A 17,082-nucleotide genomic window follows, 5' to 3' on the forward strand; every position below is an offset into this window, starting at 1 on the left:
TCACTCTCATTGGGGTTCATCCTCGTAGAGGTATATCTTCTTGGGTGTCATATCCATTTCGGCCTCATCGGCTCCCTCTGAACATTGCCCGGCCCCGGTACAACGGGTAGGTTGATTATTCCCGTCATCTTTCAGAATAACCTCCTCGCCCGGAGCACCACCGATAATACGGATCTTGGCATCATCACCAGCATGCACCACAAGGTCATCAGCCACTTTATTATTGACCTCGACATAACGTTCCGGAGACTGATTACCATCCTGATCGACCGTGTAGCGGAATGATGTGCCATAGTGCATATCCACCATGTATTGCCGCATGGCACCTATCGACTGAATGGTACACTCTTCGAAAGATTGAACCTGCGGCAGGAAGGAGGTGAAGTAAAGTTTGCCCTGAAGGACAACCCCAGCCCCCATCGACTTCTCTCCCGTTTCATCCAGCCAATATTTCCACCCCATCTTGCTGGTCAGACTTTTCTTTATCGTCAATATCTGTGCATCGGTTTTGCCAAGGAAGGGGTCTGTCGTTACATCGTAGAGTTGATCAATAGTGATCGCCGATGGAGGAGTGACGGTGCGGTAGGATTTGGGTACAACCTGATAGTCCCGCAGCATGAAATAGGCATTGTTGACGGTCGATTCTGATGATGGGCGATTACGGTCACCAGAACCAATCAAGACCGCATCGAAGGGGCGTTCGCTATAAACATACTGGCTATTTTTTACTTCCCACCCCTTATTGATTGTTCTTACCAATACAGGCTGAGTGAAGAAACGCCGATCTTCACTTTGCTGTGTATCGGAACCCAGACTGGCAAATTTGAATACACTCCAATCTGTTTTATTGGTTCCTGGCAAATCCATTCGCCAGATATTTCCGCCAGTATCGCTGGCATAAATACGGTCGACTTTACCATCCCCATCACTATCAAGTGTCGCCACACCACCAGGCATACTGTCCAGCATGGTGCTGACTTGCAGGTTTGTCGTACTGTTGGCAGCTGGCGTTGCGCTGTATATCAGAGCACCGGTATTGGCATTCACTATATAAATACCTGCACCACTACTATCAGAACTACCCAGCCCGAGAGTACTTTTATTCAGATCATAACCACCGGCAAAGATCACTACCGGATCGGTAACGCCGGGAACAAATGCCACTTCAGGGACAGACCAGGTCTGCCCCAACTGGGAAAAACCACTTGAATCTGGTGTAATGGACCACTTCAGTGTTGGTTCATTTGGACTTGTGACATCAAAGGCATAATAGTTTTTACCGCCACTACGCAACCCGACAAACATCCAGACATAATCGCCCTCTGATGCTTTTATCACCCCATTCTGGTTAGCATCTTTGATGAGTGCTACGGGAGAGGAGTCGACACCAAATACGTGAGCAGATGACTCACTATTTTGCCGTAACGCTTTTTGAGTGGCTAGCAGCGGATAAGGCATCATGGCCCAGGTTTCATCAACAGATGAACCAAGATCCTTGAACATATGCAAAAAACCGGCATTGGTCCCCATGATAATACGCAAGTCCGGCGTACAACTAGTCTGCCCTTGTGCAACCGTACAACCGTAGTTGATGACCAAAGGTCTGGAGTGCAGGGGATCACCCAATATATATTTCCTGATTGTCGTACTGCTGTCGTTATCTTCATTGTCGACATCACTACCAGTAATCCAGCTGAACATATTATCCAGTTCAGAGACGTCAGATAACTGCATAAGTGAACGTAGTGCCTCAGCACTGCCAGCCATTATCTGGGCATTGCTGCGCGTAAAACTATCAAGGCGTTTTGGCGATGCCTTGTCATTGATAAGATAAAGGTTGCGATTGCTTTTATCGGCAAGCATCTCCTGCACACCACCTTTTGCAACCAGATTACCGTCATCCTCTGATGACCAAAAAGTTCTGGCCCCCTCCAGAATTGTGCCATCACTCTTTATCGCCGGTAATGTAGTGGTATCAACTACATATCACTTGTCAGACAAGACCAGCTTTTTCAGATTACCTTTCCATCGTGGACCCGTATCAGGTTCAAACATGGCATAGTAAATATTATTTAGACTTCTGGTTCGGTCAAAGTTATTTGTTGCAATAGCAGGAGATACCAGAGAGGTATTGATGCGCAGTATGGCAAGCAAAGATGACTTCAGTGCCTGACTGAGTGCTTCAGCACTGGTCGCAGGATAATATAGTCCGCCACCACGACGAGCAGTTTCCGCTAACAGGTTACCTGCACCAGTAACAGCATCATCACCAAATCCGACTGTAAATGTCGTAACAGTCTGAACTCCGGGAGAACCCGGGTTTATATCCTTGTTTTTCATATAGCCAGCCAGTGCAGCAATATAGCTGGTGCTGCCACTACTGCCATATCCAACTGTTGTACCATATGCAGCTTTTTCAGTCGCATTGAGATTATCCAGCAACCCCTGCACTAACGAGTTGGCATTGGTATCCTGGGTTGGCTCACCATCAGTTATATAAATAACATAGCCATTATTAGAGCATTTGTCATAAGGAGATTTATAGGTTCCAACAGGGTTTTCCGCCAACGTATCCCGAGCAGGATTTCGTGAGCTATCGTCATCACCATAATAAACTGAGCGGCCACCAAATAGACGATAGGCTTCATATAGCGTTTCACATAGCGGCGTATTAGTTTCCGCTCCAAGGCTATCTATGGTCGACAATAAATTCTGTTCTGCCGTAACACCATTACCGATATCGGTATCGTTACTCAGAATACGACGAACGATACGCCCACCATTTCGGCCACCATTGCTGTCATTGTAGTTATATACAGCCAGTCCAAAATCAACACCAGGAGTTGAAGATATCAATCCCTTCACGGCATCCTTGGCAACCTGAAGTCGTGACTGAACACTATGTCCTGTCGGCCCATAATACCACCTGATGTAATTTGCACTATATAAGGTAACTGCAGTATTACTCCCCGCAGCAGCATTGCTGATATTCGTTGTGTAATACCATAAGCCACTACTATTTGAAGTCTTATTTACTGGATAACCATTCGAGATGCTTCCAACAACCAAACTTGGACCTGAGTAGGGGTTACTGTTGTTGCTGGACATTATATCTTGCTTGCAATCAACCAATACAATGTTCGATTCGGTTCGACCAGACACGGAACCCCATGTTCCCTGCCTCGGTGTACTGCCTGAATAACTGGAATAGTTGTAACTCCATACTTGAGACTGGAAATAGCCAACTGTAGACAATGGAGATTTTGAGGATGCGCAGGCATTTATACTATCTTTAAATCGCTGGGTATTAGTGATTGTCGGGACTGAACCATCGGTAGAAAAGTAGACATACTTTTTACTATTTCCGGTATCTGGATCATTACTGAGTGCTGGATATGTCGTATTTGGATCGTAAGCTTCTCTAACCACATCCATGGTTGAGCTCATACTCCCTGAATTATCAAAGATAACCAGGATTTTGGGTCTGAAGTCACCTGCTTTTGAAAAATCATAAATAAACAGCTCGGTGTCATCAGAATAACTGCTGCTTGCCAAGACCGGCATGGCGGCCATTACGGTGCAAAGCAGCAAGGCTCGTCCATGTTCGCGCATATCCTATGCTCCTATTCCGCCTTTAACAGGGGTTGCTCTACCCCAGCAGTCCAATTCATTGCACGACTGTTCTTGCCATATGTTGCTGCAGCCTGCAGCTCAACATAACGACAAGAAGGAATAACATTCTGGCTACTGGCATCCACTTTTCGCTTGCAGACACTTTCACCACGCCGTTCCATATTGACCGTATTTCCATTGACCGAGATTGCAGAACTGGCCCCCATTGTCGCAATCTTGCTCGACAGACCAGCTTGCAATAACGCACTCTCTATCATCCCTTCAATCCGATGCTCAGCCTGCTGTAAACTGGCTGCAGCCCCCGCCATTTTGAGATCCACACCACTGGACTGCATCATCACGACAGCAATCAGGGTCAGCGGTACCAGGATGACCAAAGCCACGATCAATGCAACGCCTCTGGTTCGTCTCATTTGCCACCTCCAGCAATGGCAGCAGGGTTACGCAACGCAATGGATGTCTCCAGAAGCAATCGCCGAAAACCATCACCGCTACCGGCGACCTGAATATTACCAACCTGATATGTGTTGTTATTTACATATTTTGATGAAGCTTGCAGAGAGCGAACAAGAATAAACAGACGGGCAGCAATGACCCGTCCTTCATTCCATTCATTACTTGCAACAGAACTGATTGATACATATTTATCTATTCGCCCATCCTGAACCGGACTGGTATCTACACCGTATAGCAAAGTTATTTTTTCTATACCTTGTGCCAGTGCGCCAGATATATCCCATGATCCATCGTTGGCAGTCAGCATGCGCTTGTGTAATTCAGGGACTCCACTGTTATCCACAATATGGTAGATGTAATGCTGGTACTCCCATAACTGTCTATTTGGCATAGCAGTATTATCAGGAGGGGCTTCATTGCCGCGAAATATAACAGCAGACTGAGGCGTCGTTGCCATATAGAACCTATTTGCAGAGAGTGCACTGTCTGCCAAGGGGAAACCTATCAACCGCTTGATGCTGATGATGTCTGAATTCGCAACCCTGTTGGCCGATACAATACAGCTGAATGCATTGCCTGTGATCAGCTTGTTGGCATCAATATGTGTCGCCCATACACCACGTGCTGGTGCGGATGCTGATGGGAAACTTCCTTCACCACGCTCATCCAAGCAATCTTTGCTAGAAGTAATAACAGCACCAGAAGTTATCGTTACCCCTGAGTTCAGCTGCATCGGCATACCGGTATAATCGCCCCAAAAACCGGCCCACTTGAGATCTTGGGCTATCAGACGCATCGCCAATCGCCCATTTTCCTGCAACTCACTCTGGTCAAACGCATCTTCAGAAGTCGTTCTGGAAGCAACGAACACACTCAGCACACCACCTAGCAGAAAAACACCGATCACCATAGCAATCAGCCATTCCACCAAGGTAAAGCCACGGTTATTCATAAGGTGGTCGTCAATACGTATTGACGCCTCGTCAAGTCGACCCCGGATATGCCGCAAGCATTGGTTGTGGCTGATGCGATAGCGCTTGAACCATCATGGGAAGCCTTGCGACCAGCCCAGAAAATGGCCACGGTCAGCGAGTCACTCGCCCCCTTGATGATGCAACCGACAGGATTGTTGAGCGTGGAGCCCGCCCCCGATGCGGCACTACCTATCAGGGACTGACGCCAGTAGTAGAGATCGAGCGCCAGCATATTGGCATCACTGCAGTTGCTCATGGTGCCATCAGCATTGGCACAGGATGGTAGCGATGATGTACTCGAACTGACGATCCAGGTATTACTGGCTTGCGCCTCCCAGATAGCTCGATTGACCTTGATCCGCTCCACCATGTCGTTTGCCAGCCAGCTGGCTATGGTGCGTTGCCTCGCCTCATATCCTGCGAATTTGGATTGCGCCTGCATGGCGACCAGCCCCAGCAGGCCAAAAGAGAGCACAACAGCAGCAATCATCACTTCAAGCAGGCTGAAACCGGAGGGCACACTATCAAAACCTGTGCGTTTCATGACCTAGTTCCAGCAATTATTGTTGGTTGCATTGCTGATATTTTTTGCGCTCTTGGTGCCATTTTGGTCGATAGAGAAAATAATGCAGTCTCGGTCAGATCCCTGTGCACCTGAGGCTGTCGCAGTCAGGGTATAGGTATTAGCGGCAGCAGAAATAACCAGATGGTAAAAACCGGAATCTGAATTGTCAGAGATATTGAGTGCCGACGCCGAAGAGGCGTACTGATTGAAGTCCATAAAATAGCTCTCTTGCCGGTTGGCGGCATCGAGCAGCATCTTTTTCGCATCGACACGATGACTGGTCAGCAAATATTGCTGATAAGCGGGATAAGCGATGGTGCCAAGGATCGCCACAATGGCGACAACAACCATCAACTCAATAAGAGAAAAGCCACGAAAGTATCCAATCATATCCCATCCTTGGTGACAGACTGCTTCATAAGTTTAACGCCGAGCCTGTCACTAGAACAAACCCGGCGTCAATATCATTGCACTTTATTCTTAAGCCTTGCTGGCGTCACTCAAATGATTCTAAGTTCCGGCGGTACTTCAAACACCACGTTCTCTTCGCGACCGGGATGCTCGGCGACCACCTTGCCGCCCAGCTCGCGCAGGCGAGTAATGACGGATTGCACCAGCACCTCGGGGGCGGAGGCTCCGGCAGTGACGCCAATCGCCTTGACCCCTGCCAGCCAGTCGGCCTCGATCATGGAGGCGTCATCGATGAGGTAAGCCTTGGCGCCCACCTTCTCGGCCAGCTCCCGCAGACGGTTGGAGTTGGAGGAGTTACGTGACCCCACCACCAGCATGGCTTCCACCAGCCCCGCCATCTCCCGCACCGCATCCTGACGGTTCTGGGTGGCGTAGCAGATGTCATCCTTGCGCGGCCCCTGAATGTTGGGGAAGTGCTTGCGCAGCGCATCGATGACATCCGAGGTCTCATCCACGCTCAGGGTGGTCTGGGTGACGAAACAGAGGTCATCCGGGTTCTTCACCTTGAGTTTGGCCACATCTTCCGGCGTCTCCACCAGATACATGCCCCCCTCGCGATTCTCGTACTGACCCATGGTGCCGATCACCTCGGGGTGGCCGGCATGACCGATAAGCACGGCTTCGGAGCCCTTGCGGCTGGCGCGATGGACTTCCATGTGAACCTTGGTCACCAGCGGACAGGTGGCATCGAATACCTTGAGGGCGCGGGACTTGGCCATCTCGCGCACCGCCTTGGAGACACCGTGGGCGGAGAAGATAACGATGCTGTCATCCGGTACCTCGTCCAGCTCTTCAACGAAGACGGCACCCGCATCTTTCAGCTTGTTCACCACATAGCGGTTATGTACCACTTCGTGACGAACATAGATGGGAGCACCGAACTTCTCCAGCGCACTCTCGACGATGCTGATGGCACGGTCGACACCGGCGCAGAAGCCACGGGGGTTAGCCAGCAGAATATCCATCAGTGAACCTTCTCCTCGTCATCAACCCCCAGGATCTCCACCTCGAAGGTGACGGTGTGACCGGCCAGGGGGTGGTTGAAATCGACCGTGACCGACATCCCTTCCACCGCACGGATGATCCCCGGCAGCTCGCTGCCGTTGGGCTGGTCGAACAGGATGATGGTGCCAACCTTGGGCTCCACATCGGCGCCAAACTTGGCGCGATCCAGATGGTAGATGTTGTCGGGGTTGGAGAGGCCAAAGGCCTCCTCCGGCGCCAGCGTAAAGCTCTTGCTCTCCCCTTCGCGCAGCCCCAGCAGGCACTGCTCGAAGCTTGGCGTCAGACTGCCATCGCCCATCCGCAGACGGGCCGGTTTACCATGCAGCGCCGTGCTGTCGGCCACCGAGTCATCTTCCAGCTTGATGGTGAAGTGAAACAGCACGCTGCTGTCAGCGGTGATCTGCTGGCTCATGCCTGCTCCTTTTTCTCGCCACGAAAGCCATCCAGCACGATCATTGCGGCACCGATAAAGATGAAGCTGTCGGCCAGGTTGAACGCAGGCCAGTGAGCGGAACCCCAGTAAAAATCGAGGAAGTCGACCACATGGCCCAGCACCAGTCGATCAAAGACGTTGCCGAGGGCGCCGCCAATGATCAGCGAATAGGCGATGCCGCTCCAGCGCTGAGCAACCGACTGCTTGCGCAACCAGTGGATCAGCAATCCACAGATGGCAAAAGCGAGCAGGGCAAAGAACCAGCGCTGCCAGCCCCCCTGATCAGCCAGGAAGCTGAAAGCTGCGCCCTTGTTGTAGACATGAACCAGGTTGAAGAAGGGGGTGATCTCCACCCCCGGGTAACCAAATGGCAGCAACTTGACCACGGCGAGCTTGCTCGCCTGGTCCAGAACAAAGGCCAGCACCGCCAGCCACAGCCAACGCAGGCCGCTTTTATGTTGAGTCATGTTCATCAAGCAAATTGACGCGTTTCGCCGTCACCCTCGACGTTGGTGACGCAGCGGCCACAGATCTCTTCGTGACCCGCGATGGTGCCCACGTCCTCTACATGGTGCCAGCAGCGGTCGCACTTGGCGGCGGCAGACTGGGCCACGCTCAGCCACAGGTCATCGCGCTCGGTCGCCACAGCATCTGTCGGTGCAGCATCGACGCTGACCACCTTGGCCTTGGAGGTGAGCAGCACGAAGCGCAGCTCATCGGCCAGCGCGTTCAAACGCGCTGCCAGCTCCGGCTTGGCGAACAGGGTCAGCTCGGCCTGCAGGGAACCGCCGATGCGCTTCTCGCCACGAGCCACTTCCAGCGCCTTGTTCACTTCACCGCGCACGGTGAGGATCTCGGCCCAGAACTCGTCGTTCAGCACTTCGCCCGCTTCCAGCCCGAACAGGCCATCGTACCACTCCTCGGTGAAGACGAACTCACCGCGCTCGCCCGGCAGCAGGGCCCAGATCTCGTCGGCGGTGAAGCTCATGATCGGCGCCATCCAGCGCACCATGGCCTCGGCGATGTGATAGAGGGCGGTCTGGCAGGAGCGACGTGCCAGGCTGTCGGCCTTGGCGGTGTACTGACGGTCCTTGATGACATCCAGATAGAAGGAGCCCATCTCGATGGAGCAGAACTGCATCAGCTTCTGGGTCACGCCGTGGAAGTTGTACTCGTCGAACGCAGCCACGATCTCGGCCTGTACCGCTTTGGCACGGCCCACAGCCCAGCGATCCACTACCACCATGTCGGCAGGCGCCACCATGTCGGTCGCCGGATTGAAGCCGTTCAGGTTGGCAAGCAGGAAGCGGGCAGTGTTGCGAATACGACGATAAGCATCGGCAGAGCGCTTGAGGATCTCGTCGGAGACGGTCATCTCGCCGGTGTAGTCAGTGCTCGCTACCCACAGACGCAGGATGTCGGCACCCAGCTTGTTCATTACGTCTTGCGGGCTCACCACGTTGCCGATGGACTTGGACATCTTGCGGCCCTGACCATCCACGGTGAAGCCGTGAGTCAGCACCTGGTTGTAGGGAGCCTTGTCTTTCATGGCCACGCCGATCATCAGGGAGGACATGAACCAGCCACGGTGCTGGTCAGAACCTTCCAGATACATGTCGGCTGGCTTGCCGTTGAACTCGGGACGGGCATCGACCACGGAGGCATGGGTAGAACCGGAGTCAAACCAGACATCAAGGGTGTCAGGCACTTTCTCGTAATTGTCGGCATCGGCGCCCAGCAGCTCGGCCTTGTCCAGATCCCACCAGGCCTGGATGCCGGACTGCTCGACCCGCTTGGCCACCTCTTCCATCAGGCGTACGGATTCTGGATGCAGTGCCTGAGTCTCCTTGTGAACGAACAGGGAGATGGGCACACCCCAGGTACGCTGACGGGAGATACACCAGTCAGGACGGTTCTCGACCATCGCCTGGATACGGTTTTTACCCCATGCCGGCACCCAGCCGCTCTGACCGTGCTGGGCAATGCCCTCTTTCTCGATACGCTCGATCTCTTCCAGCGCGCGCTTGCGCAGACCCTTCTGCTCCATGCTGATGAACCACTGCGGGGTAGCACGGAAGATGATCGGGGTCTTGTGACGCCAGCAGTGCGGATAGGAGTGGTTGAACACCTTGTGGTGCAGCAGGGCGCCACGCTCGGTCAACACTTCAACGACCGCTGCGTTGGCCTTGAATACGTGCTGGCCGGCAAACAGTTCGGTATCCGGCAGATAGACGCCGTTGCTGCCAACCGGGTTGGCCACTTCCAGACCGTACTTCTGACCGACCACGAAGTCTTCCTGACCGTGGCCAGGAGCGGTGTGAACGGCACCGGTACCGGCATCCAGAGTGACGTGATCACCCAGCACCACCGGCACATCGAAGCTGTAGAAGGGGTGGTTGAAGCGCAGCAGCTCAAGAGCCGCACCCTTGGCGTAGCCCAGGTTGTGGTAGTGCTCGATACCGGCGCGATCCATCACGTCCTTGACCAGCTCGGCGGCCAGGATCAGACGCTCGGGGTTCTCCCCTTCAACCTGTACCAGTGCGTAGTCCAGATCGGCGTGCATGGCGATGGCGCGGTTGGCCGGCAGGGTCCACGGGGTAGTGGTCCAGATCACGGCAGAGAGAGTGCCTTTGCCGGTGTGGCCTTCGGCGCAGTCAAACTTGGCGGCAACGGCAGCTTCGTCGACGGCCTTGAAGCGCACGTCGATGGAGGGGGAGTTCTTGTCGTAGTACTCAACCTCGGCTTCAGCCAGCGCGGAGCCGCAATCGGTACACCAGTGCACCGGCTTGGAGCCTTTGTGCAGGTGGCCGTTTTCAACGATCTTGGCCATGGAGCGGATGATGTTGGCTTCAGTGCCAAAATCCATGGTCAGGTAGGGGTGTTCCCAGTCACCCAGCACGCCCAGACGGATGAAGTCGGTCTTCTGCGCTTCGATCTGGGTTTTGGCGTATTTGCGGCACTCGGCGCGGAATTCGGCAGCGGAAACCTTCTCGCCCGGCTTGCCGACCATGCCTTCTACTTTCAGTTCGATAGGCAGACCGTGGCAATCCCAACCCGGCACATAGGGGGAATCGAAGCCAGAGAGGCCCTTGGACTTGATGATGATGTCTTTGAGGATCTTGTTGACCGAGTGACCGATGTGAATGTTGCCGTTCGCATAGGGGGGGCCATCGTGCAGAATGAAAGAAGGCTTGCCCGCTTTGGCGCGGCGAATAGCGCCGTAGAGATCCTGATCGTACCAACGTTTCAGCATGTTGGGTTCGCGCTTGGCCAGATCGCCACGCATCGGAAACTCGGTTTCCGGAAGATTCAGGGTATGTTTATAGTCGCTCATCAGTCCTGGGTTCCCTTCTTTTCTAAAAGAGTGCTGGGTAAATGAAATTGCGGCAGCCCGAACCAGGCTCGGGCCGCCAGGGCATCTCGTTCGATCTGCTCTTTCAAGGCAGAGAAAGAGTCAAATTTCTGCTCTTCGCGCAGCTTGTGGCGAAGCAGCACCTTGACCTGTTGACCGTAAAGGTCACCAGAAAAATCAAACAGATGTACTTCCAATCTGGCTTGTGTACCGCTCAAGGTCGGCCGTACACCCACATTGGCTACACCGGGGAAGGTCTTGCCGGAACATATCACTTCCACCGCAAACACGCCACCGACCGGGATTACCTGACGCTTGAGGGCCAGATTGGCGGTGGGAAAACCTATGGTGCGCCCCAGCTTGTCGCCGTGGGCCACCCGGCCGCTGATGGCATAAGGACGGCCGAGCATCAGCTCCACCTCCGCCATGCGGCCCGCCTTGAGTGCCTCGCGCACCAGCGTGCTGCTGACCCGCTGACGGGATAGCTGGAAGCTCTGGGTGCTGATCACCTCGAAACCGAAGCGCTGGCCCGCCGCCTCCAGCAGGTGGAAGTCCCCTTCCCGCCCCTTGCCGAAGCGAAAATCGTCGCCGACCACCAGATAGCGCACGCCAAGCTTCTCGACCAGCAGCTGCTCGATGAAGGTGGCTGCAGCCTGACCGGCAAAGCGGTGACTGAAGCGCACGCAGAGCATGCGGTCGATCTGCAGCCCCTTGAGCGCCTCATACTTTTCGCGCAAGCGGCTCAGGCGCGCCGGCGCTTCGCTACCGGCAAACAGCTCCAGCGGCTGCGGCTCGAACAACATGACGCAGGCGGGCAATCCCAGCTGGGCCGCTTTCTCCCTGAGACGTGCCAGCACCGCATGGTGACCCTGATGAACCCCATCAAAGTTGCCAATGGTCAATACACATCCCCGGTGACGGGGCTTGAGATTGTGAATACCGCGAATAAGCTCCATCGCTGCCTTGTGCGTTGCTGCTGTCGAAATCGCCGGATTATATATCAGGCGGCCATCAGGGTCAGCCCTGTTGCGGCCCCGATTTCAGCTCTCGGGGCCGAAATACCAACTCACTTGGCGCCTTCAAGCCTCGGACACGGGTCAATCATCACGACCCGCTCTCAGATCTTTTGGCCGGATCCCCAGTGCCAACAGGACACCTGCATAGATGGCCCCCCCCAGCACCAGCAACATGGTCAGCTGCAGGCTCGCCTTGCCCATGCTCCATTCCCCCCATTGGGTCAGGTCTGGCGACAGGTAGAGGAGTACTCCCCCCATCAGCAGGCTCGCCGTCAGCAACTTGAGGCAAAAGACCCCGGTATGGCGGGAAGGCCGGTAGACGCTCTGCTGATGGAGTCCCTTGAACAGCAGGGCTGCGTTCAGCGTGCCCGAACAGGCGGTCGAGAGCGCCAGCCCCACGTAACCGAGCGGATAGATGAAGAGGAGGTTGCAGACCATGTTGGCGGCCATAGAGATCATCCCGATCCGCACCGGCGTCCTGGTGTCCTGACGGGCGTAATAACCGGGCGCCAGCACCTTGATCAGCATCAACGACAGCAAACCGGAGGTGGATGCCAGCAGGCTGGCGCTCGACATGGTCACCTCATGCAAGCCGAACTCGCCGCGCATGAACAGCACCCGCAGGATCGGCTCACGCAGCACGGCAATCCCCACCATGGCGGGCAAACCGAGCAGCATCACCATCCGAACCCCCCAGTCCATGGTGCGGGAGAAGTCGGCCGGATCGGCATCCACGTGCTTCTTGGCCAATGCCGGCAGAATGACGGTGCTGATGGCGACACCGAACATGCCGAGCGGGAACTCCAGCAAGCGATCCGAGTAGTAGAGGTAGCTGATGGCGCCGGTCGCCAGAAACGAGGCAAGCATGGTGTTGACCAACAGGTTGATCTGGCTGACCGATACCCCGAACAACGCCGGGATCATCAGGGTGCGGATCTTCACGACCCCCGGATGGTGCCAACCCCACTTGGGCCACACCAGCATGTTGATCTGGCGCAGGAACGGGAACTGGAACAGGAACTGCACCAGACCACCGAGGAAGACACCGATGGCCAGCGCCAGTTCGGGATCGTCCAGCCAGGGCGAGATCCACCAGGCAGCGGCGATCATGGTGATGTTGAGAAAGATCGGCGTAAAGGAGGAGACCCCGAAGCGACCGAAAGTATTGAGAATGGCCCCCGCCATGGCGGTAAAAGTGATGAACCAGAGGTAGGGGAAGGTGATTTTGAGCATCAGGCTCGCCATCTCGAATTTCTCGGCGGCCGGCCCGCCATGGAGCCAGTCCCAGAACCAGCCCCAGCCAAACAGGGCGGTCAGTACGCCGGAGCCCAGCACCCCGAGCAGGGTGACCACAGTCACTATCCCGCCGAGAGTCCCCGCCACCGCAGCCAGCAGCTCGCGTACTTCACTCTCATCGCCCTTTTTCCGGTACTCGGTCATCACGGGGACAAAGGCCTGGTTGAAGGCACCTTCTGCGAACAGACGACGCAGGAAGTTGGGAATGCGATTGGCAAAGAAGAAGACGTCTGCGGCAACCCCGGCACCGAGCAGATTGGCGATGACCACATCGCGCACCAAGCCCATCACACGGGATGCCAACGTCATTCCGGACACAATAATTCCGGATTTGATCAATTTCTTACTCAAGACGAGGCCTCTGGAACTGTCAGAATGAAAAGAATGCTGCTAGAATCGGCCGACAGTTTAACCGTCTCCCATCTGACACACCACCGGGGGGCGGTGTTTATTTGCACAAATCATTTGACAATATGTGGTTGGGAAGGCATATTTCCGGGCCTTTTCAATACACTCGCTAAGACAGTTTTAGGAGTTTTACCTTGGCTAACATCAAATCTGCTAAGAAGCGCGCTCTTCAGTCAGAGAAACGCCGTCAGCACAACGCCAGCCGTCGTTCCATGACCCGTACCTACCTGAAGAAAGTCATCGCTGCTATCGCCTCTGGCGACAAAGCTGCCGCGACTGCCGCTTTCGCTGTTGCTCAGCCGATCATGGATCGTATGGCGACCAAAGGCCTGATCCACAAGAACAAAGCTGCTCGTCACAAGAGCCGCCTGTCTGCCCAGATCAAAGCTATGGCTTAATCAGCTTCTGCTGATAAAAGCTGAAAAAACCGGCCTAGTGCCGGTTTTTTATTTATCTGCGCTGCAGTAAAGCCGATGCAGCAAGGTGATCATCTCGCGCACCTCGTGGCTGCGCAGCGAATAGTAGACCGTCTGGGCCTCTTTTCGTGTGTTGACCAGCTCATCGCGCCGCAGCAATGCCAGATGCTGTGACAAGGCCGACTGGCTCAATCCCAACCGCTCGTTGAGCTCCCCCACCGACAGCTCCCGCTCCAGCAGATGGCACAGGATAAAGAGCCGCCGCTCGTTGGCCAGCGCCTTGAGCAGGGCGACCGCCTGACCCGCACTGGCTTCCATCTCTTCAAGTTGCATCACATCTCTCCTCTGCCACTCATCGCCGATGATACGTGGTGGCGCGCCGTTTTAAAACGACAGGGACGCTGGCTGGATGGCGGAGAAGTTCTCCTCCCCGGCAAAGAGGAAGGTGAAATCACTCTCGCACACCCGTTTTACCGCCGGATGCTGGATCATCCGCTCGGCGAAGATGACGTAGTACTCCTCCATCAGATCCTGGGTCTCTCCGATCAGCATCACCCCCTCCCCCTCGAGGATCTCCTCCCGATAGATGGTGGGGGCCATAAAGATACCCTGATTGAAGAAGCCAAACGCCTTCATCAGTGCCGCATCGTCAAACTCGCCGAGAATACTGGGAGAGACCCCCTGCTGTTCAAACCACTGGGTAAGCTGGCGCCCCATGGCGGTGCGGCGTCCCGGGATTAGCAACTTGCGCTCTTCAAGACAGGCCGGAAAAGGGAGCGATGGCAGCGGCGCCTTGCAGAAAAAGCTGACACCGCAGCCACCAAGCCGCTTGGAGAGCAAGCCCGCATGCTGGCTGGAATCCACCGGACAGTCGGAGAGGATCATGTCGAGCTTGTGCTCGCTCAGCTGCTCCAGCAGCAGTTCGTGGGTCGATTCGAAGCAGCGCAGGTGAATAGAGCCGTCATTGGGAATGACTGAGAGCAGCACGCGACTGGCAAGGCGCTTGGAGAGGGCATCGGCGATGCCGACGTCGAACAGGATCTGGCTCTCCTTGCGGTAGTTGACGATATCGAGCATCTCGTAGGAGAGGCTGAACATCTTGTCGGCGTAGCGAAACACCAGCTGGCCCAGCTCGGTGGCCTCAAGGGTGCGACCCTTGCGCTTGAGCAACTTGCCGCCCAAACGCTGCTCCAGCAGCTTGATCTGGCCGGTCACCGTCTGCGGGGTCAAAAAAAGGGCTTCTGCCGCCTGAGTGACAGAGCCCTTCTTCTGCGTCATCCAGAAATAGTAGAGATGGTTGTAGTTAAGGTGTGACATCCGATGGGGTTCCCGCCTGGCGCGGGCTCCGGTAGCAGCTGAGTTCAACCGCCAGAATGTCATACATGTCGCTGACCGAGTCAACCTTGTTCGCGCCGAACTGCGCCATCAGGTCAGCCTTGAGCCGCGCCTTGTCGGGTTGTCGCTCACCGCAGTAGCGTTTGTTGGAACGCTTGACCATCTCCCCTGCCCGGCTGCTCAGCGCCCGCTCGGAGAAGGTCTCGCCAAAGCGGGCCTTGGCCTGCTTGTCCCCCAGCAGCACGGCGCTATCCACCACACCGTTGAGATAGGCAGAGCAGCTTGCCGAAGCGGCATCCTGCCTGCAATCTTCAAACCCGCCCGCCCATGCCAGCGGGCTTAGCAACATTACTGCCAGCCATACCTGTTTTTTCATAGTCCCTCCGCACTCTGATCCCCGTCACACTTGGGAAGAGCCAATCGCAAGGCCAGATAACCAACTACCGCCGCCAGGGTGGATCCCACCAGAATACCGAGGCGAGAGTAGCTGCCGTAATCCAGCCCACCATGCTCGAATGCCAGCGATGCGATAAACATCGACATGGTAAAACCAATGCCACAGAGGATGCTGACCGCAAAGATCTGCTTGAAGTTGACTCCCGGTGGCAACTGCGCCACACCCAACTTGACCGACAGCCAGCTGATGGTGAATACCCCGAGCGGCTTGCCGATAAACAGCCCCAGCATGATGCCCATGGGCACCGGGCTCAGCAGGGATGAGAGACCGATCCCCTCCAGCGATACCCCCGCGTTGGCAAAGGCAAACAGCGGCAGGATCAGGTAGGCACTCCAGGGGTGCAGGGCATGCTCCAGATGCTTGAGCGGCGAGGCATAGCGCTTGCCGTTAAGCGGGATCATGAAACCAACCACCACGCCAGCCAGGGTCGCATGGACACCGGATTTCAGCACCGCCACCCAGAGCACCAGACCGACCAGCATGTAGAGACTGATCCGATCCTCACCGCGGCGGTTCATCCAGAACAGCGTCAGGGTCGCCAGAATACCGACCGTCAATGCTGCCAGCGACAGCTGCTGGGTGTAGAACAGCGCGATGATGATGATGACGCCGAGATCATCCATGATGGCCAGCGCCAGCAGGAATACCTTGAGGCTCACCGGCACCCGCTTGCCGAGCAGCGCCATCACCCCGAGGGCAAAGGCAATATCAGTCGCGGCAGGAATCGCCCAGCCAGCGCGCGCCACTTCATCCGAGTAGTTGAAGAAGGCGTAGATCAGGGCTGGAGCCAGCATACCGCCCACCGCAGCGATGGCCGGGAAGGTCGCCTGCACCCGTGATGAGAGCGCCCCTTCCAGCATCTCGCGCTTCACTTCGAGCCCGACCAGCAGGAAGAAGATCGCCATGAAGCCATCGTTGATCCAGAGCAGCAATGGCTTGTCGATATCCAGTGCCGCAATGCGTACCTGCACCGGCGTATCGAGGAAGGCCTGGTAGCTGCCAGAGAGGCCGGAATTGGCCAATATCATTGCCAGCATGGCCGCCATGATCAGAATAATTCCGGAGGCGGCCTCCAGCTTCAGGAACTTTTTGATTACGTCGCTCATGGTTAAAATATCCACAGAATTACTTTACGTTGAGTCTATAACCGATAACAACTCTTGGAAAATCGTTTCTTACTGCCCAATACAACGAAAAAACCGAAGTAAAAGCAAAACAGCTCCGCCAAAGGCATCTTTCATAGTGGTGTGGCCAGTTCTCGATTT

The 17,082-nt window shown here is 55.3% G+C and carries 17 protein-coding genes; 1 reads left to right on the forward strand and 16 read right to left on the reverse strand.

Annotated features, from left to right (window positions below; all coding sequences use genetic code 11):
- Nucleotides 1-6: 6 nt before the first annotated feature.
- The 12 genes from AACR93_RS14920 to murJ all read right to left on the reverse strand — a co-directional run bounded on the left by AACR93_RS14920 (nucleotide 7) and on the right by murJ (nucleotide 13,552).
- Nucleotides 7-1,863, reverse strand: a complete 1,857-nt coding sequence (locus AACR93_RS14920) for a pilus assembly protein (protein WP_231556953.1) — start codon at nucleotides 1,861-1,863, stop codon at nucleotides 7-9.
- Nucleotides 1,864-1,986: 123 nt separating this feature from the next.
- Nucleotides 1,987-3,612 (reverse strand): hypothetical protein, encoded by a 1,626-nt coding sequence (locus AACR93_RS14925; protein WP_231556954.1) that lies wholly within the window; start codon nucleotides 3,610-3,612, stop codon nucleotides 1,987-1,989.
- Between the two features lie 11 nt (nucleotides 3,613-3,623).
- Nucleotides 3,624-4,046: a pilus assembly PilX family protein gene (locus AACR93_RS14930; RefSeq protein WP_043851172.1), complete on the reverse strand. Its 423-nt coding sequence runs from the start codon at nucleotides 4,044-4,046 to the stop codon at nucleotides 3,624-3,626.
- Nucleotides 4,043-5,041: a PilW family protein gene (locus tag AACR93_RS14935; protein ID WP_082044126.1), complete on the reverse strand. Its 999-nt coding sequence runs from the start codon at nucleotides 5,039-5,041 to the stop codon at nucleotides 4,043-4,045. Before AACR93_RS14935 ends, AACR93_RS14930 begins: the two co-directional genes overlap by 4 nt.
- Nucleotides 5,038-5,607 (reverse strand): type IV pilus modification protein PilV, encoded by a 570-nt coding sequence (pilV, locus tag AACR93_RS14940; protein WP_042030728.1) that lies wholly within the window; start codon nucleotides 5,605-5,607, stop codon nucleotides 5,038-5,040. Before pilV ends, AACR93_RS14935 begins: the two co-directional genes overlap by 4 nt.
- 3 nt (nucleotides 5,608-5,610) lie before the next feature.
- Nucleotides 5,611-6,018, reverse strand: coding sequence for a type IVa pilus pseudopilin TppA (gene tppA, locus AACR93_RS14945; protein ID WP_033114080.1), 408 nt, complete (start codon nucleotides 6,016-6,018; stop codon nucleotides 5,611-5,613).
- 110 nt (nucleotides 6,019-6,128) lie between these two features.
- Complete coding sequence (gene ispH, locus AACR93_RS14950; RefSeq protein WP_043851173.1) at nucleotides 6,129-7,064, reverse strand: 4-hydroxy-3-methylbut-2-enyl diphosphate reductase; 936 nt, start codon at nucleotides 7,062-7,064, stop codon at nucleotides 6,129-6,131.
- On the reverse strand, nucleotides 7,064-7,516 hold the full coding sequence (gene fkpB / locus AACR93_RS14955; protein ID WP_042030732.1) for an FKBP-type peptidyl-prolyl cis-trans isomerase: 453 nt from the start codon (nucleotides 7,514-7,516) through the stop codon (nucleotides 7,064-7,066). The genes ispH and fkpB overlap by 1 nt, the downstream gene beginning before the upstream one ends.
- Nucleotides 7,513-8,010 (reverse strand): signal peptidase II, encoded by a 498-nt coding sequence (lspA, locus tag AACR93_RS14960; RefSeq protein ID WP_043851174.1) that lies wholly within the window; start codon nucleotides 8,008-8,010, stop codon nucleotides 7,513-7,515. Before lspA ends, fkpB begins: the two co-directional genes overlap by 4 nt.
- Complete coding sequence (gene ileS, locus AACR93_RS14965) at nucleotides 8,010-10,871, reverse strand: isoleucine--tRNA ligase (protein WP_043851175.1); 2,862 nt, start codon at nucleotides 10,869-10,871, stop codon at nucleotides 8,010-8,012. Before ileS ends, lspA begins: the two co-directional genes overlap by 1 nt.
- Nucleotides 10,871-11,845, reverse strand: coding sequence for a bifunctional riboflavin kinase/FAD synthetase (ribF, locus tag AACR93_RS14970; protein ID WP_043851176.1), 975 nt, complete (start codon nucleotides 11,843-11,845; stop codon nucleotides 10,871-10,873). Before ribF ends, ileS begins: the two co-directional genes overlap by 1 nt.
- 141 nt (nucleotides 11,846-11,986) lie before the next feature.
- Nucleotides 11,987-13,552, reverse strand: a complete 1,566-nt coding sequence (murJ, locus tag AACR93_RS14975) for a murein biosynthesis integral membrane protein MurJ (RefSeq protein WP_043851177.1) — start codon at nucleotides 13,550-13,552, stop codon at nucleotides 11,987-11,989.
- A 191-nt stretch (nucleotides 13,553-13,743) separates the two neighbouring features.
- On the opposite strand from murJ, the gene rpsT reads away from it, so the two are divergent.
- Nucleotides 13,744-14,007, forward strand: coding sequence for a 30S ribosomal protein S20 (gene rpsT, locus AACR93_RS14980; protein WP_005308808.1), 264 nt, complete (start codon nucleotides 13,744-13,746; stop codon nucleotides 14,005-14,007).
- A 48-nt stretch (nucleotides 14,008-14,055) separates the two neighbouring features.
- Here the strand turns inward: rpsT and AACR93_RS14985 are convergent, their stop codons facing one another.
- The 4 genes from AACR93_RS14985 to nhaA are packed head-to-tail and all read right to left on the reverse strand — an operon-like array spanning nucleotide 14,056 to nucleotide 16,923.
- Nucleotides 14,056-14,358: an ArsR/SmtB family transcription factor gene (locus AACR93_RS14985; RefSeq protein ID WP_033114073.1), complete on the reverse strand. Its 303-nt coding sequence runs from the start codon at nucleotides 14,356-14,358 to the stop codon at nucleotides 14,056-14,058.
- Between the two features lie 51 nt (nucleotides 14,359-14,409).
- Nucleotides 14,410-15,342, reverse strand: a complete 933-nt coding sequence (gene nhaR, locus AACR93_RS14990) for a transcriptional activator NhaR (protein WP_043851178.1) — start codon at nucleotides 15,340-15,342, stop codon at nucleotides 14,410-14,412.
- Complete coding sequence (locus tag AACR93_RS14995) at nucleotides 15,329-15,736, reverse strand: hypothetical protein (protein WP_043851179.1); 408 nt, start codon at nucleotides 15,734-15,736, stop codon at nucleotides 15,329-15,331. The genes nhaR and AACR93_RS14995 overlap by 14 nt, the downstream gene beginning before the upstream one ends.
- Complete coding sequence (gene nhaA, locus AACR93_RS15000) at nucleotides 15,733-16,923, reverse strand: Na+/H+ antiporter NhaA (protein WP_033114070.1); 1,191 nt, start codon at nucleotides 16,921-16,923, stop codon at nucleotides 15,733-15,735. Before nhaA ends, AACR93_RS14995 begins: the two co-directional genes overlap by 4 nt.
- Nucleotides 16,924-17,082: the final 159 nt, after the last annotated feature.

Origin of the sequence: Aeromonas sp. L_1B5_3, assembly GCF_963866575.1 — a bacterium.
Lineage (GTDB): Bacteria > Pseudomonadota > Gammaproteobacteria > Enterobacterales > Aeromonadaceae > Aeromonas > Aeromonas jandaei.